Here is a 25,869-nt window from a genome sequence, read left to right as displayed (position 1 = left end):
CCGAGTCGGGAGGCCAGTCGGGCGGCCGATCGAGCAGCGAGCGGGTCGAAGGCGGTCACCTTTGTTCTCCCGGGATGCCCTGGCTTCAGCCAGGGGAGACGGGGGCCCCGCCCTGAGGGTACGGGAGGGTCCTTGGATCGGAGTCGCGAAGCGGCGGAGCGCTCTTCGGAGGTTTGGACGGGGGCCGTTGATGCTCCTATGGGCTGTCAAGCGGCGGTGAGCCATTCGCGGTAGGCGTTGGCGAGGTCGTCGTCTCGGCGGATTCCGCGTTCGAGGGTGGAGATGGTGGCGGGCCAGACTCCGAAGTGCCCGGCCACGGCGGTGAGGGTGATGTTCTTGGCCTGTCGCAGAGGCCGTAGGTCGGCGATGCCCGGGACTGCGACGGTCGTGGTCAGGCAGCGGAAGATCTCCCGGGCGATGGCCCGTTTCAGGAGCCGGATGATCTCCTTCTTCGTCCGCCCGGCCTCGGTCTGGCGCACGACGTAGTCGCGGGTGCGCCGGTCGCTGGACATCCGGCAGAGGGCTATCCGGTAGAGGGCGGCGTTGGCGGCCCTGTCGCCGCCTCGTGAGAGGCGGTGCCGGTTGGTCCTGCCGCTGGAGGCGGGGACCGGTGCGGCCCCACAGAGCGCGGCGAAGGCCGCCTCGGTGCGCATGCGTTCGGGGTTGCCTCCGGCCGTGACCAGCAGCTGGGCGGCGGTGTCGGGACCGACGCCGTAGGCGGCCCGCAGGCCGGGGTTGTGGGCGGTGACCTCGGCGTCGAGGGCCTTCGTGAGGGCCTCGTGCTCGGCGGTGAGTTCCTTGACGCGCCGGGCGAGGCTCTTGAGCGCGGTCAGGACCGCGACGTGGACGGCGTCCCCGGGCCAGATCGCGTACTGACCGTCGTCGTTGCGCACCACGGCGTGACTTCGGGAGCTCACATCCGTTCGTACGCCCTGTGCGCTGTCGGCTGCGTCGTCCACCGGCTTGACCTCGTGCTGAAGCGGCAGAATGCTGGGAGATGCGGCATTCTCGACTATACGCACCCACGGCACACCGACACCGTCCGTCGCGGACAACGCCGGACGCCGGTGGCCTGTACGCCGATCCGCCCCGTCGATACCGCGTCGATCCCCCGTCAATACCGCATCGATACCGCCAACCACCGCGCCGACCAGCGCGCACTGCCCCCCGTACAGCGGCACAGCCCGCCCTCGCCCGCACTCCCCCGGCCGACCGACGGGGTGATGTCGTGGAGGAGGTAGCCTCGTTGACTCGCCGGCGACAACGCCTGATGGCCTGCTACCTGCTCTGGATGGTGCTGTTCACCGGCATCTACTTCGCCAACCCCGGGTTGCGGGTCATCTGGTGGACGGGCATCGGCCTCGGCGGCGTCGCCGCCATCGTGATCGGCGTCCGGCTCGGCCGCCCGCGCCATCCGCTGTTCTGGTACCTGCTGGCGCTCGCCAACCTGAGCTTCACCACGGGCCAGGCGATCCAGGCCCTCCAACTCGACATCCTGCACCTCGACAACCCGTTCCCGTCCATCGCCGACGGCTTCTACCTCGCCGAGTTCCTGCTCTACGCGCTCGGCCTGCTCGGCTTCATCCGCTGGCGAACGGCCCGTCAGGACCGCGCCGGGTTGCTGGACGCACTGATCATCACCCTCGGCCTGGCCCTGCTGGCCTGGATCTACCTGATCCTCCCGTACGCCCGGAACCCGGACCTCACCTGGCTCCAGAAGGCCGTCTCGATCGCCTACCCGCTCGGCGACGTGGTCGTGCTCGCCCTGCTGCTGCGACTCTTGACCCCGCGCGGTGGCAACTCCCGCTCCCTGCGACTGCTCACCGCCGGCGCCCTCGGCCTGCTCACCTCCGACATCCTCTACGGGCTGATCCAGCTGCACGGCACCTGGCAGACCGGCACCGGCGTGGAACTCGGCTGGGCCGCCTTCTACACCGCCTGGGGCGCGGCCGCGCTGCACCCCTCGATGGTCGAGCTGACCAGACCTGTCCCCACCCAGCAGCCGGACCTCTCCGCCACCCGGCTCGTCCTGCTCACCCTCGCCTCGCTCATCGCGCCCGCCATCCTGATCATCGAGTCGCTGGCCGGGAACACCAGCAACGCGGGCGTGATCGGTGCCTTCTCCGCCCTGCTCTACCTGCTCGTGCTGGCCCGGCTGGCCGTCGTCGTGGTCGCCAGACGCCAGGTGGTGGCCAGGGAACGGGCGCTGCGCGAGGCGGGCGCCCGGCTGACCGCGGCCGTCACCGTGGCGGAGGTCGCGGACGCCGTCCAGTCCGCCGCCTCCGCCCTGATGCCCGCCGAGCCCGGGCACCTCGCCCTGCTCGCGGTCGCCGAGACCGGCGCCGGGTCAAAGGGCGAGTCGGGGCGCGAGTCGGGCGTGCTGCACGTCCGGCGCGCCGGGCCGAACCCGGCGCAGCACCGCCCCGCGCCGTCGGCCGCCGACGGCCCGAACGTCGGCAGCCCGGTCCCCGACGACGCGTACGCCGACAACGAGGTGCTCGCCCTCGCCGCCGACCGGGAGACCCGGCTGCTGCCCGTCGGCTCCGTCAACCTGCCCGCCGGCCTGGTCCGGATGCCCTCCGCCCTGGTCTGCCCGCTCACCCTGGCCGAACGCCCCTCCGGCGACCCGGTGATCGGCGCGCTGGTGGTCACCGGCACCGAGCAGGAGCTGACCAGCCTCTGGGGCTCGCTGGAGATCCTGGCCGCGCAGGCGGCACTGGCCGTCGAGCGGGTGGTGCTGAGCCAGGAGGTCACCCGGCGCAACAACGAGCTGTACTTCCGCGCCCTGGTGCAGAACGCCAGCGACGTCATCCTGATCCTCGACGCCGACGACGGCGTGCGCTACGCCTCCTCCTCCGCCCAGCGGGTGCTCGGCTACCCGAGCCTGGACGGCACCCTGCTCACCGACCTCGTCCCGCCCGAGGACATCCGGGCCGTCGGCAAGGCGCTGGCCCGGATGCGCGGCCCGGCCGACCCACCGCACGGCGACCAGCCGCGCGAGCACTGGCGGCTGCTGCGCCAGGACCACACCCCGATCGAGGCCGAGGTCCGCTACACCGACCTGCGCGAGGACCCGACCGTCGGCGGCCTGGTGCTCACCCTGCGCGACGTGACCGAGCAACGCCGGATGGAGCGCGAGCTCACCCACCGGGCCTTCCACGACTCACTGACCGGCCTTGCCAACCGGGTGCTGTTCCAGGACCGGGTCGGCCACGCCCTCTCCCGCGGCGAGCGCAGCGGCGCCGTCGCCGGGGTGCTCTTCATCGACCTGGACGACTTCAAGGTGGTCAACGACACCCAGGGCCACGCGGTCGGCGACGAACTGCTGGTCGCCGTCTCGTTGCGGATCTCCACCGCGCTGCGCAGCTCGGACACCGCCGCCCGGCTCGGCGGCGACGAGTTCGCGGTGCTGGTCGAGGACGCGCTCCGCCCCAGCGACGTGGACACCCTCGCGGGCACCGTGCTGGCGGTGTTCGCCGAACCGTTCAAGCTGAGCGCGGGCGCGGTCCGGGTCAGCGCCAGCATCGGTGTGGCGACCACCGAGGACAGCGTGGACGCGGCCGAACTGCTCACCCACGCCGACCTCGCGCTCTACTCGGCCAAGGCGGCCGGGCGCCGCCAGTGGTGCCACTACCGGCCGGCCCTGCAGGCCGGGCTGGTGGAACGGCACGAGCTGAACGAGAACCTGGACTTGGCGATCGCGGAATCGGCCTTCCAGCTGTACTACCAGCCGATCGTCGACCTGCGCACGGGCGACCTGGTCGGCTTCGAGGCCCTGGTCCGCTGGCCGCACGACCGGCGCGGCATGGTGCTGCCCGACGAGTTCATCGCCCTCGCCGAGGAGAGCGGCCAGATCGTCCCGCTCGGCGCCTGGATCCTGGAACGCGCCGCCCAGGAGGCCGCCGCCTGGCACGCCACCAGCTCCGCCCCCCGCGCCGCCGCCGGACGGCCCCCGCTGCGGGTCAACGTCAACGTCTCCGCCCGCCAGTTCCGCGACGCCGGCTTCATGGACGTCGTCCGCCACGCCCTGGACTCCTCGGCCATCGACCCGCGCACCCTGGTCCTGGAGCTCACCGAGTCGGTCCTGATGCGCCGTGACGACCGCCTGCGCGCCGACATGGCCACCCTCGGCGACCTCGGCGTCGGCCTCGCCATCGACGACTTCGGCACCGGCTACTCGTCGCTGTCGTACCTTCGCGAGTTCCCGATCTCCATCCTCAAGATCGACAAGTCCTTCATCGACGGCCTCGACCACTCCCCCCAGCAGTACGCCCTGGTCGAGGGCATCACCCGGATCGCCGACACCCTCAACGTCCAGGTCATCGCCGAAGGCATCGAACACCCCGACCAGCGCGACCTGCTCGCGGCCATGGGCTGCCCGCTGGGGCAGGGGTACCTGTTCGCGCACCCGATGGACGGGCCGCAGGCGCGGGCGCTGGTGCGGCGGGCGACGTTCGAAGCGGCCTGAGCCGCAGCCGGCCCGCCGCGCAAGGCACAGGCAAAGCCATGGCTATAGACGCGATTTCATCAAATTCCATAACTCAGGAGTCGGCGCGCAGGAGGGCGAGGAGGCCCGGGAAGCGGGTGCCGAGGTCGGTGCGGCGGGCGGAGCGGCAGGGCGGAGGCGACGGGTGGAGGCGACGGGTGGGGCGGCAGGGCGACGAGGGTGTGCCGCCGCGAAACCGGGGCCGGCTACGCCCGGGGCTGGACGAGGACCTGCTCGCCCTCCCCCACCGGCTCCTCGAACTTGGCGAAGTAGCGGCCGAACAGCTCGTCGTCCACGGTGACGGCGTTGGCGCCCTGCTGCTCGTTGCGCACCGCGAGGCGGGCCTCCAGGGTCGACCGGTCGGCCTTGAGGTGGACCAGTTCCCAGCGGCAGCCGTGGCTCTCCACCAGCGCCTTGTAGTCGTCCCGGGCGGCCCGGCTCCAGAAGCTGTAGTCCACCACGACATCCCGCCCGACCCGCATCAACTCGACGAGTTCCAGGCGCTGCTCACTGCGGATCCGATCCTTCAGCCGGTCGAAGGCCGCCGGCTCCAGCACCCGGCCGGCGTCGCGCCGCCCGATCCGCTGCCAGACCACCTCGTCGATGGAGAGCCGGACGTAGCCGCGCCGTTCCAACTCCTTGGCGTAGGTGGTCTTGCCGGCGCCCGGGAGTCCGCACATCAGCACCACGGTGCTCAATCGCTCTGTCATGCCCGGAGGTTAGCCGTTGGCCCGGCCCCCGCATCAGCCTGGGGATGTAAACCCGTGGGCCAATGCGCGCGGCCGGGAGATCAATCGGTGGACCGATGCCGCCCGCCCGGCCCGCGTGACACCGTTCCGCGCATGGACACCACGCCGTTCACCGGCTCAAACGGACTGACGCGCCGTCGCATGCTGGGCACCGCCCTGGTCTTGGGCGCCGCCGCCCCGCTCGGCCTGGCCTCCACCTCCTGGGCTTCCTCGCCTTCCGCCTCCGGGAGCGTGACCGGCCGGCTCACCCTGCCCGCGCCCACCGGCCCGCACCCCGTCGGCACCGTCGCCCTGCACCTGCGCGACACCTCCCGGCCGGACCCGGACGCCGGGGCCGGCCAGTACCGCGAGCTGATGGCGAGCGTCTGGTACCCGGCCCGGCAGGCGGACGGACTCCCGCTCGCCCCCTGGCTGGCCGACGGCCCGATGCAGCTCTTCCTCGACGATGCCGGCTTCCCGCTCCCGCTCTCCCTCGCCCCGCTCACCTCCGGGCACGTGGGCGCGCCCGTCCACCGCAGCGGCCACCGGCTGCCCGTCGTCGTCTACGCGCACGGCGCACACAGCCACCGGGGCGACCACACGGTCATCGTCCAGGAGCTCGCCAGCCACGGCTACCTCGTGGTCACCGTCGACCTCCCCCACGACGCCTTCACCCAGTTCCCCGGCCGCCCTCCGGTCACCCCGTCCAGGAGCCCGAACGTCGACACGGGTGTGCGCGCCTACGTCCCGGACTTCCGCTTCGTGCTCGACTGCGTCGAGGAACTCGCCGCCGGCCGCAACCCCGACGCCGACCGGCGCGAGCTGCCCGAGGGCCTGCTCGGCGCCCCCGACCCGCAGCGCATCGGCATGTTCGGCTGGTCGAAGGGCGGCAGCGTCACCGCCCAGACGACGGTCGTCGACCCGCGTGTCCGGGCCGGGCTGAGCCTCGACGGACCGATGATCCCGACCATCACCACCGACCTCGACCGGCCGTTCCTGATGATGACCGCCGACTGGCCCCGCACCCCGGACTCGGCCGCCGAGACCTTCTGGACCCACCTGCGCGGCTGGCGGCTCAACGTCCAGGCCGACGGCGCCGTCCACTCCTCGTACGGGGACAACATGACGCTGATCCCGCAGGCGGGCAAGCTGCTCGGGATGAGCGAGCAGCAGATCCAGCAGCAGGTCGGCACCCTCGATCCCGAGCGCGGGATCCTCATCCAGCAGGCCTACCCGCTCGCCTTCTTCGACCAGCACCTGCGGCACCGGCGCGGACACCTGCTGGACGGGCCTTCGCCGCGCTTCCCGGAGGTGAAGTTCCTTCCGTAGCCCGGTCCGTAGCCCGATCCGTAGCCTGGTCGCGGGACGTACGGGAGAGCCCCTGGTACTCGGCGGCGGCCGAGTGCCGGGGCTTTCCGCGCTTCGCGCCGCTAGGAGATCCCGGCGCGGATCTCGTCCGGCGTCTCGGCCAGGGCGACCCGCGCCCGGGTGAACCAGCCGGTTGAGCGCGCCGGTCACCGCCCCGGTGGTCAGCTGCGCCCGCTCGGCGAGGTCGCCGGCGGCCAGCGAGGACATGGCTGGCCCCCGGTCGGGAGTTCGGGCAGGGACAAGGCATCCAGTGTCCCACCGGGGGCCGGGCGGGGCGCGCGGGGGGATGTCGCCCCAGCCCAGGACGGGGTAGGGCCGGGGTTCTCCGTTGTACGCCGAGGTACGCCGAGGGCCCGCGACGCGGCGCGCCGCGGGCCTCGTGCGCCGGGTAGCCCCCCGACCACCCGACGTCAGATGCTCGCGGCCAGCTCGGTGCCCTGCTTGATGGCCCGCTTGGCGTCCAGCTCCGCCGCCACGTCCGCGCCGCCGATCAGGTGCGCGGTCACGCCGTTCTCGCGCAGCGCCTCGTACAGGTCGCGGCGCGGCTCCTGGCCGGTGCAGAGCACCACGGTGTCCACGGGCAGGAGTTGACGCTCGCCGTCCACGGTGAAGTGCAGCCCGGCGTCGTCGATCAGGTCGTAGCCGGCGCCGGCGACCATGGTGACGCCGCGGTGCTTGAGCTCGGTGCGGTGGATCCAGCCGGTGGTCTTGCCGAGCCCGGCGCCGACCTTGGTGGTCTTGCGCTGCAGCAGGTGGACGCTGCGCGGGGGCTTCGGCCGCTCGGGGGCGCGCAGTCCGCCGCGCTCGTGGTACTCCGGGTCGATGCCCCACTTGGCCTGGAACACCGACGGGTTGAGGCTGGCCTGGTCGCCCTGGTCGGTGAGGAACTCGGCCACGTCGAAGCCGATCCCGCCCGCGCCGAGAATGGCGACCCGCTCGCCGACGGCCGCGCCGTCGCGCAGCACGTCCAGGTAGCCGAGCACGCTGGGGTGGTCGATTCCCGGGATGTCGACGGGGGTTCGGGGCGTGACGCCGGTCGCGAGGACGATCTCGTCGAAGCCCTCGGCGGTGAGCTGCTCGGCGGTCACGACGGCGCCGAGGCGCTGGGTGACGGCCAACTCGGCCAGCCGGGTGCGGTAGTAGCGCAGCGTCTCGTCGAACTCCTCCTTGCCCGGGATGCGCCGGGCGATGTTCAGCTGCCCGCCGATCGCGTCGGCGGCGTCGAACAGGGTGACGTCGTGGCCGCGTTCGGCGGCGGAGACGGCGAACGCGAGCCCGGCCGGTCCGGCCCCGACGACGCCGATGCGCTTGCGCAGCTCGGTGGGCGAGAGCACGAGTTCGGTCTCGTGGCAGGCGCGCGGGTTGACCAGGCAGGACGTGATCTGGAGGCTGAAGGTGTGGTCCAGGCAGGCCTGGTTGCAGCCGATGCAGGTGTTGATGGAGTCGGCGCGGCCGCCCTGCGCCTTGTTGACGAACTCGGCGTCGGCGAGCAGCGGACGGGCCATCGAGACCAGGTCGGCGCAGCCGTCGGCGAGCAACTGCTCCGCGATCTCGGGGGTGTTGATGCGGTTGGTGGTGACCAGCGGGATGCCGACCTTGCCCATGACCCGCTTGGTGACCCAGGCGAAGGCGCCGCGCGGCACGGAGGTCGCGATGGTGGGGATGCGGGCCTCGTGCCAGCCGATGCCGGTGTTGATGACGGTCGCGCCGGCCGCCTCGACGGCCTGGGCGAGCTGAACCACCTCGTCCAGGGTGGAGCCGCCGGGTACCAGGTCGAGCATGGAGAGCCGGTAGACGATGATGAAGTCCTCGCCGACCCGCTCGCGGACCCGGCGGACGATCTCCACCGGGAAGCGCATCCGGCGCTCGTACGGGCCACCCCACTCGTCCTCGCGGCGGTTGGTGGCGGCGACGATGAACTCGTTGATGAGGTAGCCCTCGGAGCCCATGATCTCAACGCCGTCGTAGCCGGCCCGCCGGGCGAGTTCGGCGCAGCGGGCGAAGTCCTCGACGGTCTGCTCGACCTGCTCGGCAGTGAGCTCGTTGGGTACGAAGGGGCTGATCGGGGCCTGCAGGGCGCTGGGGGCGACCAGGTCGCGGTGGTAGGCGTAGCGGCCGAAGTGCAGGATCTGCAGGGCTATCCGCCCGCCGGCCGCGTGTACGGCGTCGGTGACCACCCGGTGCTTGTTGGCCTCCTCCTCGGTGGTCAGCATCGCGCCGCCCTCCCAGGGGCGCCCGGCCTCGTTGGGGGCGATGCCACCGGTGACGATCAGGCCGACGCCGCCTCGGGCGCGCTCGGCGTAGAAGGCGGCCATCCGCTCGTAGCCGCCGGGGGCCTCCTCCAGGCCGACGTGCATCGAACCCATGATCACGCGGTTGGGCAGGGTGGTGAAGCCGAGGTCGAGCGGGCTGAGCAGGTGCGGGTAGCGGCTGCTGCCGGGCGTGGAGCTCATCGACGTCTCCTGAAGGGGCGGCCAGTGGGGATTGTTACCGCAGAGTAGGGGACGTTCGAGGTGCTATGCAACTAGTTGCATAGCAGGGCGCAAGAGGAAGCACGGGGGAAAGCACAGGAGTAAGCACGGGAGGAAGCGCGGGAGGAAGCGCGGGAGGAGCCGTACCGCCCCCGCGTCCCCGCCTGGCGGCGTATCGTCGTGTCCCGACGTCGCGGGACTCGTGAGAGGAGGCGATCGTGCGGGGTGGCTCGGTGGCCGTGGTCGGGGGCAGCATCGCCGGAAGCGCGTTCGCCGGGGCCGCCGCCCGGCTGGGCGCGGAACGGGTCGTGGTGCTGGAGCGCAGCCGCGGCCGGCTGGAGGACCGCGGCCTGGGAATCTGCACCCACAACGACCGCTTCGCCGAACTGGTCGACGCCGGATACCTCGCCCCGGACACCCGCCGCCACCGCCTCACCGTGCGCAGCTGGGTCACCCGGGAGCCTGCCGGCGGGGGCGACGGCCCGCACGGGCGCGGGCGACTGCTCTGGGCCCAACCGTTCCCGTTCCACTCCCACCACTGGGCCGTGCTCTGGCAGGCCCTGCGGGAACGGACACCCGACACGGTGGAGTACCGGCTGGACGCCACCGTCGCGGCGGTCGGCGGCGACCACGCCGGCGGGTGGGTCGAATCGGCGGACGGCACCCGTACCCCGTACGACCTGGTGATCGGTGCGGACGGTTACCGGTCGGTGGTCCGCGCGGCCGTCTGCCCGCAGGCCGTGCCCGAATACGCCGGGTACGTGTGCTGGCGCGGCAGCTACGACTCCGCGCTGCTGGCCGAACTGCCCGGCGGGGCCGGGATCTGGCCGGAGGAGGAGTGCATCACCGTCTGCTACCGCGGCGGCCAGGTCGTGATCTACCGCATCCCCGGACTCGCTCCCGGGAGCACTCAGGTGAACTGGGTCTTCTACACGCCCACCCCGGACTGGCTCCGCCTGGACGGCCCGACCGCCGTCGCGGCGGGCGCCCTCGCCGACGGACAGCTGGACGGGCTCCGGCGGTTCGCACGGCGGCACCTGCCGCCGTACTGGGCCGGCGTGGTCGCGCTGACTCCGCGCGAACAAACCCTGCTGCAGCCCGTCTACGACCTGGCGACCCCGCGCCGTACGGCCGGCCGACTGCTCGTCGGCGGGGACGCGGCGACCGTCGTCCGCCCGCACAACACCAGCGGCGCGGTGAAGGCGCTGCAGGACGCGCACGCCTTCGAGCAGGCCGGGCGACGGCTCGACGACGGGTCCTGGTCGTCACTGCTGGCCGAGTACGACCGTGAAACCAGCGCGGCCGGGCTGGCGTTGGTGGACCTGGGCCGCACGCTCGGCCGGGCACAGGTCACCGAGGCACCGGACTGGTCGACCATGGACGAGCCGGCGATGACCGCCTGGTGGCGGGAACAGCTCACCGGCAGCGGGGGTTTCGGCGGCCTCGCGCTCGGCCGGACGGCCGCCGAACCCCCGTCAGATCACTGCGCGGATCAGACGTTCACGCCGTAGTCGGTGGCGATACCGCGCAGGCCGGAGGCGTAGCCCTGGCCTATGGCGCGGAACTTCCACTCGGCGCCGTTGCGGTACAGCTCGCCGAAGACCATCGCGGTCTCGGTGGAGGCGTCCTCGCTCAGGTCGTAGCGGGCGATCTCCTGGCCGTTGGCCTGGTTGACGATCCGGATGAAGGCGTTGCGGACCTGGCCGAAGTTCTGCAGCCGGGCGTCGGCGTCGTAGATCGACACCGGGAAGACGACCTTGGCGACGTCCGCCGGCACCCGGGCCAGGTCGACCTTGATCTGCTCGTCGTCGCCGTCGCCGCCACCGGTCAGGTTGTCGCCGCTGTGCTCGACCGAACCCTCGGGGCTGCGCAGGTTGTTGAAGAAGACGAAGTGCTGGTCCGAGACCACCTTGCCGAGCGCGTTGCACAGCAGCGCACTGGCGTCCAGGTCGTAGTCGGCCCCGGTGGTGGTGCGCACATCCCAGCCGAGACCCACGATCACGGCGCTCAGACCGGGCGCCTCCTTGCTCAGCGAGACGTTGCCGCCCTTGGCCAGCGAAACTCCCACAATGCCCTCCTCGGATCTCTCCCTGCGGACGAATCTACAGCACTGTAGAGATCGCGAGAATCCGCCTGCAGGCGGGCCCCACCCCGGGAACTTCTCAGGGACGCGAACGGGAACCGCCGCCTCACCCCACGTCGTCGATGCTGATCCGCAGCGCCCCTGGCACAGTACCTGCCGGGGCGCCGGGGCCGCAGGGCCGACCTAGACTGGCTCTGGCCGCTCTGCCCGGGGTTCGCCTTGGCGGGTTCGCCCCGATCCTGATGCGAGGCCCTCGCGGGAGGTTCCCATGCGCCAGCGGTACAGCTTCCACGTCGACCGGGCCGGGCACTCGATCACCGTCAACGTCCGCTCCGGCCGGATCACCGAGACCGAGCTGCTGGTGGACGGCAGGGAGTGCGCCTTCCACCGCGTCCACAGCCACGGCAGCTACCCGCTGACGCTCTCCGGCCAGCTGCCCGGGGATCCGCCGCAGCCGCTCGTGGTGACGCTCGACCGTACGGGCCGGGCGGAGCACCCGCTCGCCTGCGTGCTGGCGGTCGCGGGCGCCGAGCAGCCGATGCCGGAGCACACGGCGCGCTGAAACCGCTCGCGGGAGTGGTTTGCGGACGAATGACGCGAAACCTACGATCCTCCGTCCGCTTCCGCCCCTCCCCGCCCGAAGGCCTCCGCACGACCTCCCCCACTTCCCCCACCACCCCCGACGCCTTCGACGAGCTGCCGCGCGAGGTGATGGCCGACGCCGAGCGCTTCGGCCACCGCCAGCACGTCCGGCCCACCTGGCTCGCCGTACGCCGCCACGACGCCACCGCCGCGCTCGACCTGGTCAGCGAGGGCATCCGGCGCACCGCCACCAAGGCCGGGGCGCCACAGAAGTTCCACGCCACCATGACCCGGGCCTGGGTCGAGCTGGTGGCCCACCACGCCGAGGGCGCACCGGACTTCGAAGCGTTCGCCGCTCGCCGACCGCCGACCGCCCTGTGGTCCGGGCCGACTGACCCTCCGTGGCGATCCGCCGCGCAGTGGCGATCCGCTACTGCGCGGCGGTCCGCTGCTCCCGGGGCGATCTCCTACCTTGCGGCGATCTCCCCGAGGACTTCCTCGACCGTCTTCCGGGCCCGGTCGGCATCCTCCGCCACCAGCCCGATCCGGGTCCGGCGGTCGAGCACATCGGCCACGTCCAGCGCGCCCTCATGGGTGACCGCGTACGCGATCTCGGCACGGGTCACGTCGAGTCCGTCGACCACCGGTGTCGACTCCCCCGCCGCCAGCACCTCGTGGGCCAGGCCGCCGTGGCGGGCGAGCAGCGAGGCGGGCACCGGGGCGGCCGGGGCCGGGCGGCTGTCGCGGTGGCCGGGGGCGCCGACCAGCGGGAGGCGGGCCGTCCAGCAGGTACGGGCGGGCAGGCCGCGCAGCCGGACGGCGGCGTCCACCGCGTCCTCGGCCATCCGCCGGTAGGTGGTGAGCTTGCCGCCGACCACGGTGACCACCCCGGACGGGGACTCCAGCACCGCGTGCTCCCGGGAGATGTCGGCGGTGTTCCCGCCCCCGGTGTCGATCAGCGGGCGCAGCCCGGCGTAGGCGCCGCGCACGTCCGCCCTGGTCAGCTCGGTGGCGAGGGCGGCGTTGACGGTGTCGAGGAGGAAGGTCAGCTCGCCCTCGGTGGGCTGCGGCTCGTCCGGGATCGGGCCCGGGGCATCCTCGTCGGTCAGGCCGATCGCGACCCGGCCGAGCTGTTGCGGCAGGGCGAAGACGAAGCGGCTAATGGAGCCGGGCACCGGCACGGTGAGCGCGGCGGCCGGGTACCCCAGGGTCGCGGCGTCGACCAGCAGGTGGGTCCCCCGGCTGGGCCGCAGCTTGATCGAGGTGTCCACCTCGCCCGCCCAGACGCCGGTGGCGTTGATGACCGCGCCCGCGGTGACGGTCAGCTCCTGGCCGGTCAGCGTGTCCACCAGCCGGGCCGAGGTCCCGGTGACGGACTCGGCCCGCACCCGGGTCAGCACGCTCGCCCCGTACTGCGCGGCGGTGCGCGCCAGGGCGACCACCAGCCTCGCGTCGTCGACGAGTTGGCCGTCGTGCGCGACCAGCGCGCCGCGCAGTCCCGAGGTCCGCACGCCGGGCACCAGCTGGCGGGTACGGGCGGCGTCGACCCGGCGGACCCGGGGCAGCAGGGCGCCCGGTGTCCCGGCGCTGAGCCGCAGCGCGTCCCCGGCGTGGAAGCCCGCGCGGATCAGCGCGCCCTGGCCGGGGCTCAGCAGGTCCGGGAGCAGCGGCACGAGTTGGGGCAGGGCGCGGACCAGGTGCGGGGCGGTGCGGGTCATCAGCACGCCGCGCTCGACCGCGCTCTCCCGGGCCACCTTGATCCGGCCGGAGGCGAGGTAGCGCAGGCCGCCGTGCACCAGCTTGGAGCTCCAGCGGCTCGTGCCGAAGGCGAGGTCGCGGGACTCGACCAGCACGGTGCGCAGGCCGCGCGAGGCGGCGTCCAGGGCCGCCCCGGCCCCGGTGACGCCGGCGCCGATCACCAGCAGGTCGATGTGCGGGTCGTCGGCGAGCGCGTGGAGCTCGAACGTCCGGCGGGCGGCGTTGAGTCGGCTGGTTCCGGCGAAGGGGCCGGTGGATGGACCGGTGGACGAACCGGCGGTGGGCGTCAAGGCGCGAGGTATCCGTTCAGTGCTCTGGCCAGTTCGCGCCGCCAGGCCGCCTCGGGCAGCAGGGAGGCGACCATGCGGTGCGACTGGACGGTGGACTGGGCGATCAGCAGGACCATGGCCGCCAGTTCGGTCGGCTCACCGGCCCGGATCGAGCCGCCGGCCTGCCCGCGCTCGATGCCGGTGCGCAGCGCCTCCAGCAGGCCGCGCTGGCTGGCGCCAAGCCGCTCGACCACGTACTGGAGCAGCAGGTCGGAGTCGTCGGAGTGGAGCAGGGCGCCGAGCACCGGGTGGTCGCGCAGCCGGACGGCGACCTCGACCACCCGCTCCACCAGGGTCTCCCGGTCGTGGACGTCCAGCGCGGCGCCCTCCAGGGTGGCCAGGATCTCCCGGGTGAGCAGCGCCCCGATCACCGCCCGCACGTCCCGCCAGCGCCGGTAGACGGTCGGGCGGCTGACCCCGGCGCGGCGCGCGATCTCCGCCAGCTGGGTCCGGCGGACGCCGAGGTGGACGATCAGGTCGGCGGCGGCGTCCAGGATCGCGTCGTCGGTGCTGCGGGGTTGCTGGGCCTCGGCGGGCTCGACGTTACTACTTGACATGATGTGTGAAACTGTAACGCATGGCACCTGAGACGCAAGCGGGACCGGCGAACGCCGCGCTGCCGCTCCCCCCGATGAAGTGGGACGCCTGGGGCGACCCGACCCTCGCCAAGGAGCTGTCCGCGGACATCAAGGGACTGCTCGCCGCCGCCCTCGGGGTCACCGGCGACGCCGCCCCCGGTCCCGGCGCCGAGGAGGTCGTACTGCGTCCCTCCCGGATCACCGCCGAGGACCTCAAGGCGCTGGCCGCCGCCGTCGGCGAGACGCACGTCAGCGCCGCCGACGCCGACCGCCTGCCGCGCGCCGGCGGCAAGTCCACCCCCGACCTGCTGCGCCGCCGCAGCCGCGAACCGCAGGACGCCCCCGACGCCGTGGTGGTGCCCGGCAACGAGCAGGAGATCGCTGCCGTCCTGGCCGTCTGCGCCGAACGCCGCATCGCCGTCGTCCCGTTCGGCGGCGGCACCAGCGTGGTCGGCGGCCTCGACCCCGAGCGCGGCGCCCTCCAGGCCGTCGTCTCGCTCGACCTGCGCCGCTTCGACCGGCTGATCGACCTGGACGAGACCTCCGGCGAGGCCGTCCTCGGCGCCGGCCTCACCGGCCCGGCGGCCGAGGCCCTGCTCGCCGAGCGCGGCTGGGAGCTCGGTCACTACCCGCAGAGCTTCCGCTACGCCACCATCGGCGGCTTCGCGGCCACCCGCTCCTCCGGCCAGGACTCCGCCGGGTACGGGCGCTTCGACGAGATGGTCCGCGGCCTGCGCGTGATCACCCCCGTCGGCGTGCTGGACCTCGGCCGCGCCCCCGCCTCCGCCGCCGGCCCCGACCTGCGCCAGCTCTTCCTCGGCTCCGAGGGCACCCTCGGCGTGATCACCGCCGTCCGGCTGCGCGTGCACCCGCTGCCCGCCGTCAAGGCGTACGAGGCGTGGAGCTTCCCCGACTTCGCCACCGGCACGGCCGCGCTGCGCGCCGTCGAGCAGCAGGGCACCAGCCCGACCGTGATCCGGCTCTCCGACGAGGCCGAGACCATGGTCAACCTCGCCATGACCGAGCAGATCGGCGGCGCCCCGGCGGTCAGCGGCTGCCTGGCCGTCACCGTCTTCGAGGGCGACGCCGCCCAGGTTGCCGCCCGGCAGCAGCTCACCCGCGAGGTTCTGCTCGCCGCCGGCGGCACCTCGCTCGGCGAGGAGCCCGCCCGGGCCTGGGAACACGGCCGGTTCAACGCCCCCTACCTGCGCGACTCCCTGCTCAACGCGGGCGCGCTGTGCGAGACCCTGGAGACCGCGGCAGGCTGGAGCGCGCTGCCCCACCTCCGGACGGCCGTCACCGAGGCACTGACCGGCGCCCTGCCCGGCGCGCTCGTGCTCTGCCACATCTCGCACGTCTACCCGACCGGCGCCTCGCTCTACTTCACCGTCGTCGCCGCCCTCGGCGAGGACCCGCTGAGCCGCTGGGGCGTCGCCAAGCGCGCCGCCGGGGACGCGATCCTCGGCGCGGGCGGCACCATCACCCACCACCACGCGGTCGGCGCCGACCACCGGCCCTGGATGACCGAGGAGATCGGCGACCTGGGCGTGCGCATCCTGCGCGCCGTCAAGGCCGAACTCGACCCGGCAGGCATCCTCAACCCTTGCAAGCTGATCCCATGACCGGCCTGAGAACCGTCCGCAGGGTCGCCGTTCTCACCAACCCGGCGGCGGGCGTCGGCCACGCCGAACCCGCCGCCCGCCGGGCCGTCGCCCGCCTGCGCGCCCTCGGCGTCGAGGTCGAACCGCAGGCCGGGCGCTCCGCCGAGGACGCCGTCCGCCTGGCCCGCGAGGCCGCGGCGGACGGCGTGGACGCGGTGGTCGTGGTCGGCGGCGACGGCATGCTCAACCTCGCCCTCCAGGCCCTGGCCGGCACCCCCGTCCCGCTCGGCGTGATACCGGCCGGCACCGGCAACGACCACGCCCGCGAGTACGGCCTGCCGATCGCCGCCCCCGAGGCCGCCGCCGACGTCATCGCCGCCGGACGGGTGCGCGGCGTCGACCTCGGCCGGATCACCGGCCCGGACGGCGCCGTCCGCTGGTACGGCTCCGTCCTCGCCACCGGCTTCGACTCGCTGGTCAGCGACCGCGCCAACCGGCTGCGCTGGCCGCGTGGCCGGATGCGCTACAACCTCGCCATCCTCGCCGAATTCGCCAACCTGCGCCCGCTGCCGTTCCGGATCACCCTCGCCGACGGCACCGTCATCGAACGCGACCTGACGCTGGCCGCCGTCGGCAACACCCGCAGCTACGGCGGCGGCATGCTGATCTGCCCCTCCGCTCTCCCGGACGACGGCCAGCTCGACGTCACCCTGGTCGACGCCATGCCCCGACTGCGGATCGCCCGCTTCTTCCCCACCCTCTTCAAGGGCACCCACATCAGCCACCCGGAGGTCACCACGCTGCGCACGCAGTCCCTGCGGATCGAGTCCCCCGGCATCACCGCCTACGCCGACGGGGAGTTCATCGCAGCCCTGCCGGTCGAGGTCACCGTCGTACGGGAGGCACTGCGGCTGCTCGTGCCGTGAGCGACCCGGCCTCCCCGGGCGGCGGTCGCCCGGGGGCTCACAGGTGCGCCCCCGCCTGGCCGCCGCGATCACCTGCCGCCGGACCTTCCTCGGCAACCCCCGCCACAACTCCCGGGCGTTGCTCCGCGGCACCTGCCCCGGCTTCACCACGAGACCCACCCCTCCCCCGATCACGCCGCCGACGCCAGTACCCCGGCGGCCCCGGCTTCACCCCACCAGGCGGCGACGCCACAGCAGCGGGCGTATCTCGACCGCGTCGGACGGGTCCCCGCTCCACACCGTCGGCAGGCCGACGGCCGTGAGGGCGGCGACCACCTCCTCACCGACCGCCGTGGTGGTCGCCGCCGAACCGTCGAAGCCGCCGTAGAGCAGCGCGAGGCCATGCCCGCCAGCAGCGGACTCGGTGCACTGGAGGTGGAAGTAGACGAAGCCGCGGGCCTCCGGCTCCCCGGCCGCGCCGATCTCGGCCTCGCCGCAGGAACGGCAGCAGGTGAAGTGCTCCCGCGCGGTGATGCCGCTCTCCTCCAGGGCGGCGAACGCACGGGCGAGGCGCTCCGGGTCCGTCTCGCCGACCCAGCCGCTCTGCTCGCCGACCCGCCAGCCAGAGCCGGTCGGCCAGTTGCTCGGCCTGCGGGCGGGAGACCGGGCGGCGCTCGGCCGACACCAGGTACTCCTCCGCCTCCTCGGCGAGCCGGGCGCGGTCGGTGTAGCCGCAGGCCAGGGTCAGCCGCAACCGCTCCTCCAACTCCCGGTGCTCCTCGGCCTCCAGCGCCAGCGGGGGCACGGGCTCCGGCGCAGGCCCCAGGTCGAGCGGCTGCCAGTCCAGACCGCCGCCCCAGCCCGGCTCGCGGCGCGCCCACCCGGTCATCGCCGCGATCACCGGCCCGGGCCCGTCGAGCCGCACCTCGAAGTGCCGGGCGGCGGAGCCGTCGCGGTGTTCGAGGACGTAGTCGTCGCCGTCGGCGTGCCACACCTGGATGTACACGTCCGGCAGGTCGGGTATCCGCTGCACGACGAGGAAGGAGTCGGCCCCCGCGCCGACGCGCCGGACCAGCCCCGCCAGTTCGTCCGCGGTCACCCTCAGGTGCCGCGTCTCGTTCGTCTGCACCGCGATCGCCAGCATGCCGTCACCCTTGCACACCCCTGTGACAATCGACGCCGGGCCCGGGCAGGTCAGGCCCGGTGCTGCCGTCATCACGGCCCAGGGGGCGAGGTCGGACCCCCGCCAGCGGCGGATCATCTCGATGCCCTCCCGCTCTACCTGCTCGCCCTGGCCGTGTTCGCCATGGGCACCTCGGAGTTCATGCTGGCCGGCCTGCTGCCGGACCTCGCCGCCGATCTCGACGTCCCCCTCGGGACGGCCGGCACCCTCACCTCCGCCTTCGCGCTCGGCATGGTGGTCGGCGCCCCGCTGACGGCCGCGCTCGCCCGCAACCGGCCGGGCGCAGCAGCCGGCTCGGCGCGCTGGAACTCACGGGCCAGTAGGAGCAGTTGGAAAGGCTCGCGGACCTCGTGGCGCCCTCCGTGCCGACCGCGCCGTTCGCGCCGTTCGCGCCGGCCCCAGCTCTCGCGCGCCCCGCGTCGCGGTGACCCACCCTCACACGCCCCGCGTCGCGGTGACCCGCCCGGCGCGGATGGCCTCGACCAGTTCCGCGTGGTCGGCCGTCGTCCGCTCCGCGTACTTCAGCGCGAAGTCGGCGACCGCCTCGGCGAAGGTGTCGGCGCCGCCCAGGTAGCCGACGATGGCGAGGCGGTCACCCGTGCGGGCGTGGGCGCGGGCGAGGGCGCGCCCGCACAGGTCGGCGTAGCCGCGCAGGCCGGAGGGGGTCATCGAGTCGACCTCCACCGAGCCCTTCATGTCGCGCAGTTGGCGGCCGTAGAAGTGGCGCCCGGCCGGGTCGGTGGTCCAGCCGAGGAAGATGTCGCTGGCGGCCTGCATCAGGTGCTGCCCGGTGACCACCCGGCGCCCGCCGTGGTGGGCGGCGACCTCGGCGTCCACCCGGGTGGGCGGCAGGTGGTCCTCGAGCACCGACCGGCCGGCCTCCTTGAGCTGCAGGAACAGCGGGTCGCGGGTGTCCCGGCCCTCCAGCAGGAGGATGAAGCAGCGAGTGCCGACACTGCCGACGCCGACCACCTTCATCGCCGCGTCCACGAAGCGGTAGCGGTCCAGCAGCACCCGGCGGTCCTCGGCCAGGGCGGCCCGGTAGTCGCTGAACACCTTGCCGATGCCGCGCAGTTCGGTCCGCTTCAGCTCCTCGATCAGCGGTGGCGAGCTGATGATCCGCCGCCGCCCGTCCCGCTCCTCGGTGAGCTTGCCGAAGGCCTGCAGGCTGGTGCGGCGCCGGGCGTGGGCGAGTTCGGCCTCCGCCCGGCTGCGCCGCTTGGACCTGCCGACCAGCGGCAGCAGCTCGGCGGCGTCGATCCGGCTGTACCAGACGTCGAGTTCGCCCCTCCCGGCCAGCCGGCGCATCGCGGTGGCGTAGCCCTGGACGGCGGTGAGCGCGGCACGCCGGGCCCGCTCGTCGCCGTGGCCGTTGTCCCGGGCGGCGACCGCGACGCTGGCGGCCAGGCGCTTGACGTCCCACTCGAAGGGCCCGGGGTAGGTCTCGTCGAAGTCGTTGACGTCGAAGAGCAGCACGCGCTCCGGCGAGGCGTACACGCCGAAGTTCAACAGGTGGGCGTCGCCGCAGAGTTGGACGGTCAGGCCGGTGTTCGGGACGGCCGCGAGGTCGGCGGCCATCACCGCGGCGGCGCCGCGCAGGTAGCTGAACGGGCTGTCGGCCATCCGCCCGTAGCGGATCGGCAGCAGCCGGGTGACCCGGTCGGCGCCCTGCGCCTCCAGGACGCGGAGCGGGTCGGGCCGGTCCGCGGCCGGGATCCACCGGCCGTGGTCGGAGCGGGAGACGCGCTCGCGCGCGGCCCGCCCGGTGCGGCGGCGTTCGGCGGGGGTAGTCATGCGGCGGCTCCGTCCGTCACCAGGCAACCTTCAACGAGTACACCTGACCGCGACGCTAGGACAAGAGTGCCGGAGGGCGCAGCACGCGCCCTCCGGCACTCGGCCGAGCGGGTGAGGCCGCCCGGTCATCCCACGGTGAAGTCGGCCATCATCGCCATGTCCTCGTGCTCCAGGTTGTGGCAGTGCATCATGTACGTCCCCGCGTAGTCGGTGAAGCGCACCAGCACCTCCACCGCCTCGGCCGGGCGCAGGTCGACGGTGTCCTTCCAGCCCCTGTCCCACGGGCCGGGGTCCTCGCCGTTGCGCCCGACCACCTGGAAGTGGTCGAGGTGGAGGTGCACCGGGTGGTGCACGTCGGAGGAGAAGCGCCACCGTTCGACGCTGCCGAGCGCGGGGGTGGCGAGGTTACGCCCGGACTCGTACGGGTCGCCGTTGATGGTCCAGCCGTCGTCGCGGCTGCGGCGGAACTTGAAGTCGCGGGTGGTGACGGCCGACGAGGCGTCCAACTCCTCGATGGTGGACAGCTTGTCGGGCACCGTGGCGTCGTCGCTCACCGCCCGGGATGAGACGTCGAAGCGCATCACCTCGGCCGTCCGCCCGCTGCCGAAGCGGTTGAGCAGCCGTACCTGGGTGCCGGGCTGGTAGCGGGAGAAGTCGACCACCACGTCGAAGCGTTCGGCGGGGGCGATCTCGATCGCGTCGTGGGCGAGCGGGGCGGCGAGCAGGCCGCCGTCGGAGCCGATCTGGACCAGCGCGTCGCCGCCGGAGGGCTGGGGGTCGAGTTCGAGCCGGTAGAGCCGGGCGTTGGAGGCGTTGAGCAGCCGCAGCCGGTAGTGCGCGCGGTCGACGTCCAGGCGCGGCCAGGGGGCGCCGTTGACCAGGATGACGTCGCCGAGCACGCCGTTCATGTAGTCGTCGGTGACACCGGGCACGGAGAGCGCGGCATCGGTGGACGGGTATCGGAAGGAGCCGTCGGCGGCGAAGGAGCGGTCGGCGAGCATCAGCGGGAGGTCGCGCTCGCCGCGCGGCAGCGGCAACGCGTCCTCCTCGTCGTCGTGGACCAGGTGGAAGCCGGACAGGCCGCGCCAGACGCCGGGGCCGGTGAAGCCCATCCGGTGGTCGTGGTACCAGAGGGTGGCGGCGCGCTGCTTGCCCGGATAGGTGTGGGTGCGCTCGCCGACCACGTTGCGGCCCATCGCGTGCCGCATCCCCCGCATTCCGTCCATGGCGCCGGGGGACATGGGGCCCGAGGACACGGCCGCGGCCGCGCCGGAGGACCCCACCGGCAGCAGCAGGTCCACCGGGTAGCCGTCGCTGTCCGCCGGGGTGTGCCCGCCGTGCAGGTGGACCACGGACGGCACCGGCAGCTCGTTGCGGTGCTTGATCACCACCGTCCGCCCGGACCGGGTGACCACCGTCGGCCCGGGGTAGCTGCCGCCGTACGTCCAGGCCTCGGTCCGCACCCCGGGCAGGATCTCCAGCTTGGCGACCTTCTGGGTGATCTCGTAGTAGTCGTTGGTGCCGTCGGTGCGCACCGGCTGGAGCACGGCCGGCACCGGCAGCGTCACCTGGAAGGGCCCCGGCAGGTCGAGCTCGCTGCTGAGCAGCCGCCCGGGGCGGCCCTCGGTGAGCAGCCGGGCCGCCGAGGGGACGGCGACGGCGGCCAGCGCGCCCGCGCCGAACACCGAGGCTCCGATGCCCAGGAACCGGCGGCGGTTCACTGGCTCACCTCCACCGGCCCGCCGGGGCGCGGCAGCCGCCCGCTGCCGTCCGCGCCGCGCTCGGTCAGGCCCGCCCGGGCCGGCAGCGGCAGCCGCCAGGCGCCGACCAGGCCGAACAGGACGCCGCTGACCAGCAGCACGCCCAGGGTGACGTGCACCCCGACCGCCCGGGTGTACCCGGCCACGATCTGGCCGACCACGGCGACGGCGAGCACGGCGGTGGTCCACAGCGGCCAGAGCGGGCCGCGGCCGGGCCGCCACACCAGGGCGGCCACCGCCAGCTGGAGCACGACCACGGTGCCGATCGTCATCGCGGTGCCCTCGTGGTCCTTGAGGGATTCGTAGGTGCCGTTGAGGAAGCTGCCGGCCAGCATGACCTGGAGCAGGGACAGCAGCGCCAGCGTGGCGGTGGAGATGCGCAGCAGGATCAGCGGCCAGCGGGGCGCGGCGGCGGCAGGGGGACTGCTCATGTCAGGCTACTCTCTGCTTCGGCGGGGCGGGCGGGGCGGGCGAGAGCGTAGCTGATCAACCATCATGATCTGTTGAACCAAAGGGATTCGGCGGCGCCCAGCACCCCGTTTGCGCCAGCTCCCCGGGGTTTGTCACCCGTACGGGTGGGCGTGATCTGCTACCGGTGCCGCGCTCCGTCTGCGGCCGTGACATCCGGGGACAGGACGACGGGACGGGCCCGGGGCAGGGCGGGCCGTCCTGGGCCCCGTCGGCCGCGGACGGCGGGACAACGGGTCGGGCCGGGATGGGTTCGGCGGGCTGTCCGGCCACCGGATCGGCCTGCGGTCCGGGATCGGGAGCCGGCCGCCCGCTGGCGATGGTCGAGCGCAGGGGCCCGGCGGCAGGCCGGGTCGGTGGCTCGGCGGGTGCGGGCCCGGAATCAGCCTGCGCGGCCGATGCCAGACCAGACGTGTTCGGTCGACGACGCTCCGTCGCCCTCCGCGCCTTCGGAGCGTGAGCCTGGTTACGTCACTCCGGGTACCTACTACGTTCGGCCGTAGGAACGGGTCACTGTTCGGGGCGCGGGCAGACGCCGTGCGAGGCCCCGTGCAGGGCCCTCCTACTGCCCGGTGTCGTATTCGGGGACCTTGCCCCCCATTCGGGTGCCACAAAGAACCCCGGGCGCGTATCGGCGGCCGGCTGCACCCGAGGTATCGGGTGCAGCCGGCTCCTGGTTTCGGCGCCCTGGCGCCGCGCGGACGGTCAGAGGCCGTGCGCCACGAACTCGGCTACCTGCGTGCCGAGTTGCTGACCGGCCTGGTTGTCGATGGAGGTGTGCTGGCCGGACCAGACCCGGCTGAGCCAGGCTTCGGTGGCGGCGTCCTGGAAGCCGGCGAAGGTTCGGGTGACGCCCTTCGAGGTCACCGTGAGCCGGTGCTGCGCACCGTAGAATCCGGCGAGCGTCGTTGCCGCCGCCTGGCTGAGAGCGCTGTGAGCGCCGGGGTAGGACGGGTCCGGGGCGGTCGGCAGGAGGGGGGTCCAGTTGGGATCGCCGACGATGCCCGCGTTGTCGTGCGAGTCACTGAGCCGGATCGCGGTCACGGGCCGCCACACGTGGTAGGCGTACTTGGCGTCGTACATCGCGATCGCGGTGTCGGCGAGGGACAGGTCGAGCCGGGCGAAGACCTTCACCGCTTTCTCCAGGCTCGCGTTCTCGGAGGTGACAAGACCCTGCGCGACCTGGTTCCAGACGTTCCAGAGGGGCGCCGCCGCCCAGAACCTCGCGGCCGCGGTCTGATCGGGAGTGCGGGTGGTACTGGTCTTGCTCCCCAGGCCCTTGACCTCGTTCAAGGCGGCGGCGTACTCGGCGGAGCCCACGGCCGGCGGCGCTGCCGGGCGGAACTGGCTTCCGCTCGTCAGCACGAACGGCTTGACCGAGCCCCAGTCGGTGAACACCGGCGCGGGGAAGTCGGGCGGCGTGGGCCGGTAGTCGCCGGGCAGGCCGCCGGGAGTGAACGGTGGCGGCTTGGCCGAGGACCCGTCATCGGAGCGCAGACTGATCAGGTGGCGCGCGACCGCCGCTCCCACGCCGATGCCCGCCTGCTTACCGGTGCCGTCGGCGATCGCGGACAACTGGCTGCTCAGCTGCCGGTCCACGTCTGCCCGCTTGGTGGGGTACAGGGCGACCAGCACATCGTGCGCCGCCTGGTCCGCTGCGACGTCCGCACGTGCGCCCTGAGGTGCCGACACCGAGAACACGTACGGGGGATCCGCCCGGGTGATCGACACCACCGCGTCGTACTCGGCGGCCTGGAGGAGCGCGAAGCTGCGCGTGGGCTGGACGGTGGACGGTTGGGCTTTCGGATCGCTCAGGATGGTGATGAGCTCGCGGTTCCACGCCACGACCGACGTCCCGGACGCGTTGGCGGCGGTGCTCGTGGTCGGTGGCGTAGCGTCGATGGCGGTGGAACCGAAGGCCGGGCTGGTGAGCCCGGCCGCCAGCACGGTGCCGGTCAGGACGGCGAGCGTCTTCTGCTTTCCACTCATTTCGGTGGCTCCTTCTCGCTGGTGGCGGGCTGCCCGCAGACAGCTGCCGGCCTCGGTCATCTCGGCTCACTCCTTGCGGGACGGGGGAAGGAGGGGATTCCGAGGATCGGTGCTCGTCAGGTTCCACGGGTGCCGGCGGCTGTACGGTTCGGTACGTAAGCACCTTTTGCGAGATTTCACTGATTGGCGGCATATGCGATGATCGACTTATGCCGTGGAGTCTTCGGAAACGCGGTCCATCGAGTGAGCCGGATCGCTCCGGGGACCGTGTCTCTGGTACGGGGACCATCTCCCGCGCGGACGAGGAACTACTCCGCACTCTGTACGCGGAGCATGCCGGGCCGCTGCTTCATTTCGTCCTGCGACTGACCTCAGGAGACTGGCAATGGGCCGAGGATGTCGTGCAGGAGACACTGCTACGGGCCTGGCAGCACCCGGCGGCGTTCGAGCCCGAGCGCGGACCGGCCCGGGCGTGGCTGTGCACGGTCGCCCGGAACCTGGTCATCGACGCCCACCGGGCCCGCCGGGCCAGACCGACCGAGGTCGATGGGAAGGCGCTGGAACGGCTCGCGGAGCAGACGCCCGGAGAAGACGAAATCGAGCGGACGCTGCAAAGCTGGGCGGTGGCCGAGGCCATCCGGACCCTCTCCCCGGAACACCGGGCCGTGCTGCTGGAGACGTACTACAGAGGCCGGACGATGGTCGAGGCCGCGGAGGTGCTCGGCATTCCGGTGGGGACCGTGAAGTCGCGCACGTACTACGCCTTGAAGGCGCTGCGGCTGGCGCTGCAGGAACGAGGTATCGAGCCGTGACAGCGTCGTGGAGGAGGTGCGGACCGTGAACGGCGACCGTGACGACATCCGGTTGTCCCTGGGTGGATACGTGCTGGGAAGGCTGTCCCCGGCAGAGACGGAGCAGGTCCGCGCCCACCTCGCAGAATGCGCCGAGTGCCAGGCCGAGCATGCTGAACTGGCGGGACTGCCCGCGCTACTCGCGAGGGTCAGCGAGGCCGAGGCCGAGGGCGCAGGCGAGGCACCGCCCGTGCCCAGCGAGGAACTGGCCGACCGGTTGGTACAGCGGGCCGCCGCACGCGAGCGAGCGCAGCCGGAGCCTGCGGCCACTGCCGTGCCGGGCGTACCGCAGCGAACCGAGCGAAGCCGGCTCGACCGGCTGCTCCAGCAGGCCGCGTCCCGACGTCGTACGGCCGTGCGGAGGCAACTGGTCGGGGTCACAGCCGCCGCGACGCTCATCGCTGCGGCAGCGTCGGGCGGTACGTGGCTGGCTACCGTCGCGTCCACGAGCAGCCAGGTGGCGCAGCCCGCACCGACGTCACCGGCCCCGGTCCGCACTTTCTCCGGAACCGACCCCACCACCGGCGTGTCCGCCTCGGTCGAGGTCTCGCCCGCCGCCTGGGGAAGCGTCCTGCAGGTCTCAGCAAAGGGAGCGCCCGCCGGGATCACATGCAGCCTGCAAGCCGTCGGGATCACGGGCACCACAGCGACCGCCGCCACCTGGCAGGCCGGCGAGTACCCGGGTGGCGCCAAGATCTCCGGGACCGTACCCATGTCCCCGGGAATGATCAGTCACTTCGACATCTACGCCGGCAACGGCCAGAGGCTGCTAACCGTCCCGGCGTGACGCCCCGGCCTGGTCGGCACCTGACCCGATGGTCGACTCCACAACCGACCGGTAAACGCGAAGAACCCCCATCCGGAATCCGGATGGGGGTTCTTCTGAATGATTGTTCGGCGGCGTCCTACTCTCCCACAGGGTCCCCCCTGCAGTA

18 protein-coding genes and 2 pseudogenes are annotated in these 25,869 nt (G+C 73.0%); 9 read left to right on the top strand and 11 right to left on the bottom strand.

Annotation, left to right across the window (positions count from 1 at the left end):
• Positions 1 to 206: 206 nt before the first annotated feature.
• Positions 207 to 917 carry a transposase gene (locus ACZ3UD_RS33325; protein ID WP_465596308.1) on the bottom strand — a complete coding sequence of 237 codons (711 nt, stop codon included), beginning with the start codon at positions 915 to 917 and terminating at the stop codon, positions 207 to 209.
• A 329-nt stretch (positions 918 to 1,246) separates the two neighbouring features.
• Between ACZ3UD_RS33325 and ACZ3UD_RS33320 the strand changes: the two genes are divergently transcribed.
• Entirely contained in the window at positions 1,247 to 4,468 is a 3,222-nt protein-coding gene (locus tag ACZ3UD_RS33320) for an EAL domain-containing protein (RefSeq protein WP_465596305.1), read from the top strand.
• 224 nt (positions 4,469 to 4,692) lie between these two features.
• Here ACZ3UD_RS33320 and ACZ3UD_RS33315 read toward each other — a convergent pair whose 3' ends face one another.
• Positions 4,693 to 5,196 carry a P-loop nucleotide/nucleoside kinase family protein gene (locus ACZ3UD_RS33315; protein WP_465596302.1) on the bottom strand — a complete coding sequence of 168 codons (504 nt, stop codon included), beginning with the start codon at positions 5,194 to 5,196 and terminating at the stop codon, positions 4,693 to 4,695.
• Between the two features lie 132 nt (positions 5,197 to 5,328).
• Between ACZ3UD_RS33315 and ACZ3UD_RS33310 the strand changes: the two genes are divergently transcribed.
• The gene (locus ACZ3UD_RS33310) at positions 5,329 to 6,543 is read left to right on the top strand and encodes an alpha/beta hydrolase family protein (RefSeq protein WP_465596299.1); all 1,215 of its coding nucleotides are present in this window, start codon (positions 5,329 to 5,331) and stop codon (positions 6,541 to 6,543) included.
• A gap of 449 nt (positions 6,544 to 6,992) precedes the next feature.
• On the opposite strand, the gene ACZ3UD_RS33305 is transcribed toward ACZ3UD_RS33310, so the two are convergent.
• A complete protein-coding gene (locus ACZ3UD_RS33305) occupies positions 6,993 to 9,035 on the bottom strand; it encodes an oxidoreductase (protein ID WP_465596297.1) in 2,043 nt (680 codons plus the stop codon).
• Positions 9,036 to 9,271: 236 nt separating this feature from the next.
• Between ACZ3UD_RS33305 and ACZ3UD_RS33300 the strand changes: the two genes are divergently transcribed.
• Positions 9,272 to 10,564, top strand: coding sequence for an FAD binding domain-containing protein (locus ACZ3UD_RS33300; RefSeq protein WP_465596295.1), 1,293 nt, complete (start codon positions 9,272 to 9,274; stop codon positions 10,562 to 10,564).
• Here ACZ3UD_RS33300 and ACZ3UD_RS33295 read toward each other — a convergent pair.
• Entirely contained in the window at positions 10,546 to 11,121 is a 576-nt protein-coding gene (locus ACZ3UD_RS33295; protein ID WP_355672404.1) for a TerD family protein, read from the bottom strand. The genes ACZ3UD_RS33300 and ACZ3UD_RS33295 overlap by 19 nt on opposite strands.
• Before the next feature lie 283 nt (positions 11,122 to 11,404).
• On the opposite strand from ACZ3UD_RS33295, the gene ACZ3UD_RS33290 reads away from it, so the two are divergent.
• Positions 11,405 to 11,698, top strand: a complete 294-nt coding sequence (locus ACZ3UD_RS33290) for a hypothetical protein (RefSeq protein WP_465596291.1) — start codon at positions 11,405 to 11,407, stop codon at positions 11,696 to 11,698.
• 487 nt (positions 11,699 to 12,185) lie between these two features.
• Here ACZ3UD_RS33290 and ACZ3UD_RS33285 read toward each other — a convergent pair whose 3' ends face one another.
• Positions 12,186 to 13,766: a glycerol-3-phosphate dehydrogenase/oxidase gene (locus tag ACZ3UD_RS33285; protein ID WP_465596288.1), complete on the bottom strand. Its 1,581-nt coding sequence runs from the start codon at positions 13,764 to 13,766 to the stop codon at positions 12,186 to 12,188.
• Positions 13,763 to 14,362 (bottom strand): TetR/AcrR family transcriptional regulator, encoded by a 600-nt coding sequence (locus ACZ3UD_RS33280; protein WP_465596285.1) that lies wholly within the window; start codon positions 14,360 to 14,362, stop codon positions 13,763 to 13,765. Before ACZ3UD_RS33280 ends, ACZ3UD_RS33285 begins: the two co-directional genes overlap by 4 nt.
• A 20-nt stretch (positions 14,363 to 14,382) precedes the next feature.
• Here ACZ3UD_RS33280 and ACZ3UD_RS33275 point away from each other — a divergent pair, with 20 nt between their 5' ends.
• Together ACZ3UD_RS33275 and ACZ3UD_RS33270 are read left to right on the top strand one after the other, a co-directional pair.
• Complete coding sequence (locus tag ACZ3UD_RS33275; protein WP_465596282.1) at positions 14,383 to 16,005, top strand: FAD-binding oxidoreductase; 1,623 nt, start codon at positions 14,383 to 14,385, stop codon at positions 16,003 to 16,005.
• Complete coding sequence (locus ACZ3UD_RS33270; protein ID WP_465596279.1) at positions 16,002 to 16,910, top strand: diacylglycerol kinase; 909 nt, start codon at positions 16,002 to 16,004, stop codon at positions 16,908 to 16,910. The genes ACZ3UD_RS33275 and ACZ3UD_RS33270 overlap by 4 nt, the downstream gene beginning before the upstream one ends.
• 207 nt (positions 16,911 to 17,117) lie before the next feature.
• Here ACZ3UD_RS33270 and ACZ3UD_RS33265 read toward each other — a convergent pair.
• A pseudogene (locus ACZ3UD_RS33265) lies at positions 17,118 to 18,033 on the bottom strand (DUF6891 domain-containing protein).
• Positions 18,034 to 18,195: 162 nt separating this feature from the next.
• On the opposite strand from ACZ3UD_RS33265, the pseudogene ACZ3UD_RS33260 reads away from it, so the two are divergent.
• Positions 18,196 to 18,351: pseudogene (locus ACZ3UD_RS33260) on the top strand (Cmx/CmrA family chloramphenicol efflux MFS transporter); the annotation flags it as partial.
• Between the two features lie 156 nt (positions 18,352 to 18,507).
• Here the strand turns inward: ACZ3UD_RS33260 and ACZ3UD_RS33255 are convergent.
• The 4 genes from ACZ3UD_RS33255 to ACZ3UD_RS33240 all read right to left on the bottom strand — a co-directional run bounded on the left by ACZ3UD_RS33255 (position 18,508) and on the right by ACZ3UD_RS33240 (position 24,083).
• Positions 18,508 to 19,866 carry a DUF2252 domain-containing protein gene (locus ACZ3UD_RS33255; RefSeq protein WP_465596276.1) on the bottom strand — a complete coding sequence of 453 codons (1,359 nt, stop codon included), beginning with the start codon at positions 19,864 to 19,866 and terminating at the stop codon, positions 18,508 to 18,510.
• Between the two features lie 125 nt (positions 19,867 to 19,991).
• Positions 19,992 to 21,587: a multicopper oxidase family protein gene (locus ACZ3UD_RS33250; protein ID WP_465596273.1), complete on the bottom strand. Its 1,596-nt coding sequence runs from the start codon at positions 21,585 to 21,587 to the stop codon at positions 19,992 to 19,994.
• Positions 21,584 to 22,057, bottom strand: a complete 474-nt coding sequence (locus ACZ3UD_RS33245) for a hypothetical protein (protein WP_465596270.1) — start codon at positions 22,055 to 22,057, stop codon at positions 21,584 to 21,586. Before ACZ3UD_RS33245 ends, ACZ3UD_RS33250 begins: the two co-directional genes overlap by 4 nt.
• A 742-nt stretch (positions 22,058 to 22,799) precedes the next feature.
• A complete protein-coding gene (locus ACZ3UD_RS33240) occupies positions 22,800 to 24,083 on the bottom strand; it encodes a vanadium-dependent haloperoxidase (protein ID WP_465596267.1) in 1,284 nt (427 codons plus the stop codon).
• Positions 24,084 to 24,292: 209 nt separating this feature from the next.
• Here ACZ3UD_RS33240 and ACZ3UD_RS33235 point away from each other — a divergent pair, with 209 nt between their 5' ends.
• Entirely contained in the window at positions 24,293 to 24,895 is a 603-nt protein-coding gene (locus ACZ3UD_RS33235; protein WP_465596264.1) for a sigma-70 family RNA polymerase sigma factor, read from the top strand.
• Between the two features lie 7 nt (positions 24,896 to 24,902).
• Positions 24,903 to 25,721 carry an anti-sigma factor family protein gene (locus tag ACZ3UD_RS33230; RefSeq protein ID WP_465596261.1) on the top strand — a complete coding sequence of 273 codons (819 nt, stop codon included), beginning with the start codon at positions 24,903 to 24,905 and terminating at the stop codon, positions 25,719 to 25,721.
• Positions 25,722 to 25,869: the final 148 nt, after the last annotated feature.

The organism is Kitasatospora sp. NPDC023118, from assembly GCF_055560875.1.
This window is presented reverse-complemented; position numbering and strand designations above follow the sequence as displayed.

What these genes read in the sequence shown, in the direction of transcription:
- ACZ3UD_RS33310 (WP_465596299.1), top strand. Translation starts at nt 5,329, where the DNA reads ATGGACACCACGCCGTTCACCGGCTCAAACGGACTGACGCGCCGTCGC.
- ACZ3UD_RS33280 (WP_465596285.1), bottom strand. Translation starts at nt 14,362, where the DNA reads ATGTCAAGTAGTAACGTCGAGCCCGCCGAGGCCCAGCAACCCCGCAGC.
- ACZ3UD_RS33255 (WP_465596276.1), bottom strand. Translation starts at nt 19,866, where the DNA reads ATGACTACCCCCGCCGAACGCCGCCGCACCGGGCGGGCCGCGCGCGAG.
- ACZ3UD_RS33290 (WP_465596291.1), top strand. Translation starts at nt 11,405, where the DNA reads ATGCGCCAGCGGTACAGCTTCCACGTCGACCGGGCCGGGCACTCGATC.
- ACZ3UD_RS33245 (WP_465596270.1), bottom strand. Translation starts at nt 22,057, where the DNA reads ATGAGCAGTCCCCCTGCCGCCGCCGCGCCCCGCTGGCCGCTGATCCTG.
- ACZ3UD_RS33275 (WP_465596282.1), top strand. Translation starts at nt 14,383, where the DNA reads ATGGCACCTGAGACGCAAGCGGGACCGGCGAACGCCGCGCTGCCGCTC.
- ACZ3UD_RS33315 (WP_465596302.1), bottom strand. Translation starts at nt 5,196, where the DNA reads ATGACAGAGCGATTGAGCACCGTGGTGCTGATGTGCGGACTCCCGGGC.
- ACZ3UD_RS33305 (WP_465596297.1), bottom strand. Translation starts at nt 9,035, where the DNA reads ATGAGCTCCACGCCCGGCAGCAGCCGCTACCCGCACCTGCTCAGCCCG.
- ACZ3UD_RS33235 (WP_465596264.1), top strand. Translation starts at nt 24,293, where the DNA reads ATGCCGTGGAGTCTTCGGAAACGCGGTCCATCGAGTGAGCCGGATCGC.
- ACZ3UD_RS33240 (WP_465596267.1), bottom strand. Translation starts at nt 24,083, where the DNA reads ATGAGTGGAAAGCAGAAGACGCTCGCCGTCCTGACCGGCACCGTGCTG.
- ACZ3UD_RS33270 (WP_465596279.1), top strand. Translation starts at nt 16,002, where the DNA reads ATGACCGGCCTGAGAACCGTCCGCAGGGTCGCCGTTCTCACCAACCCG.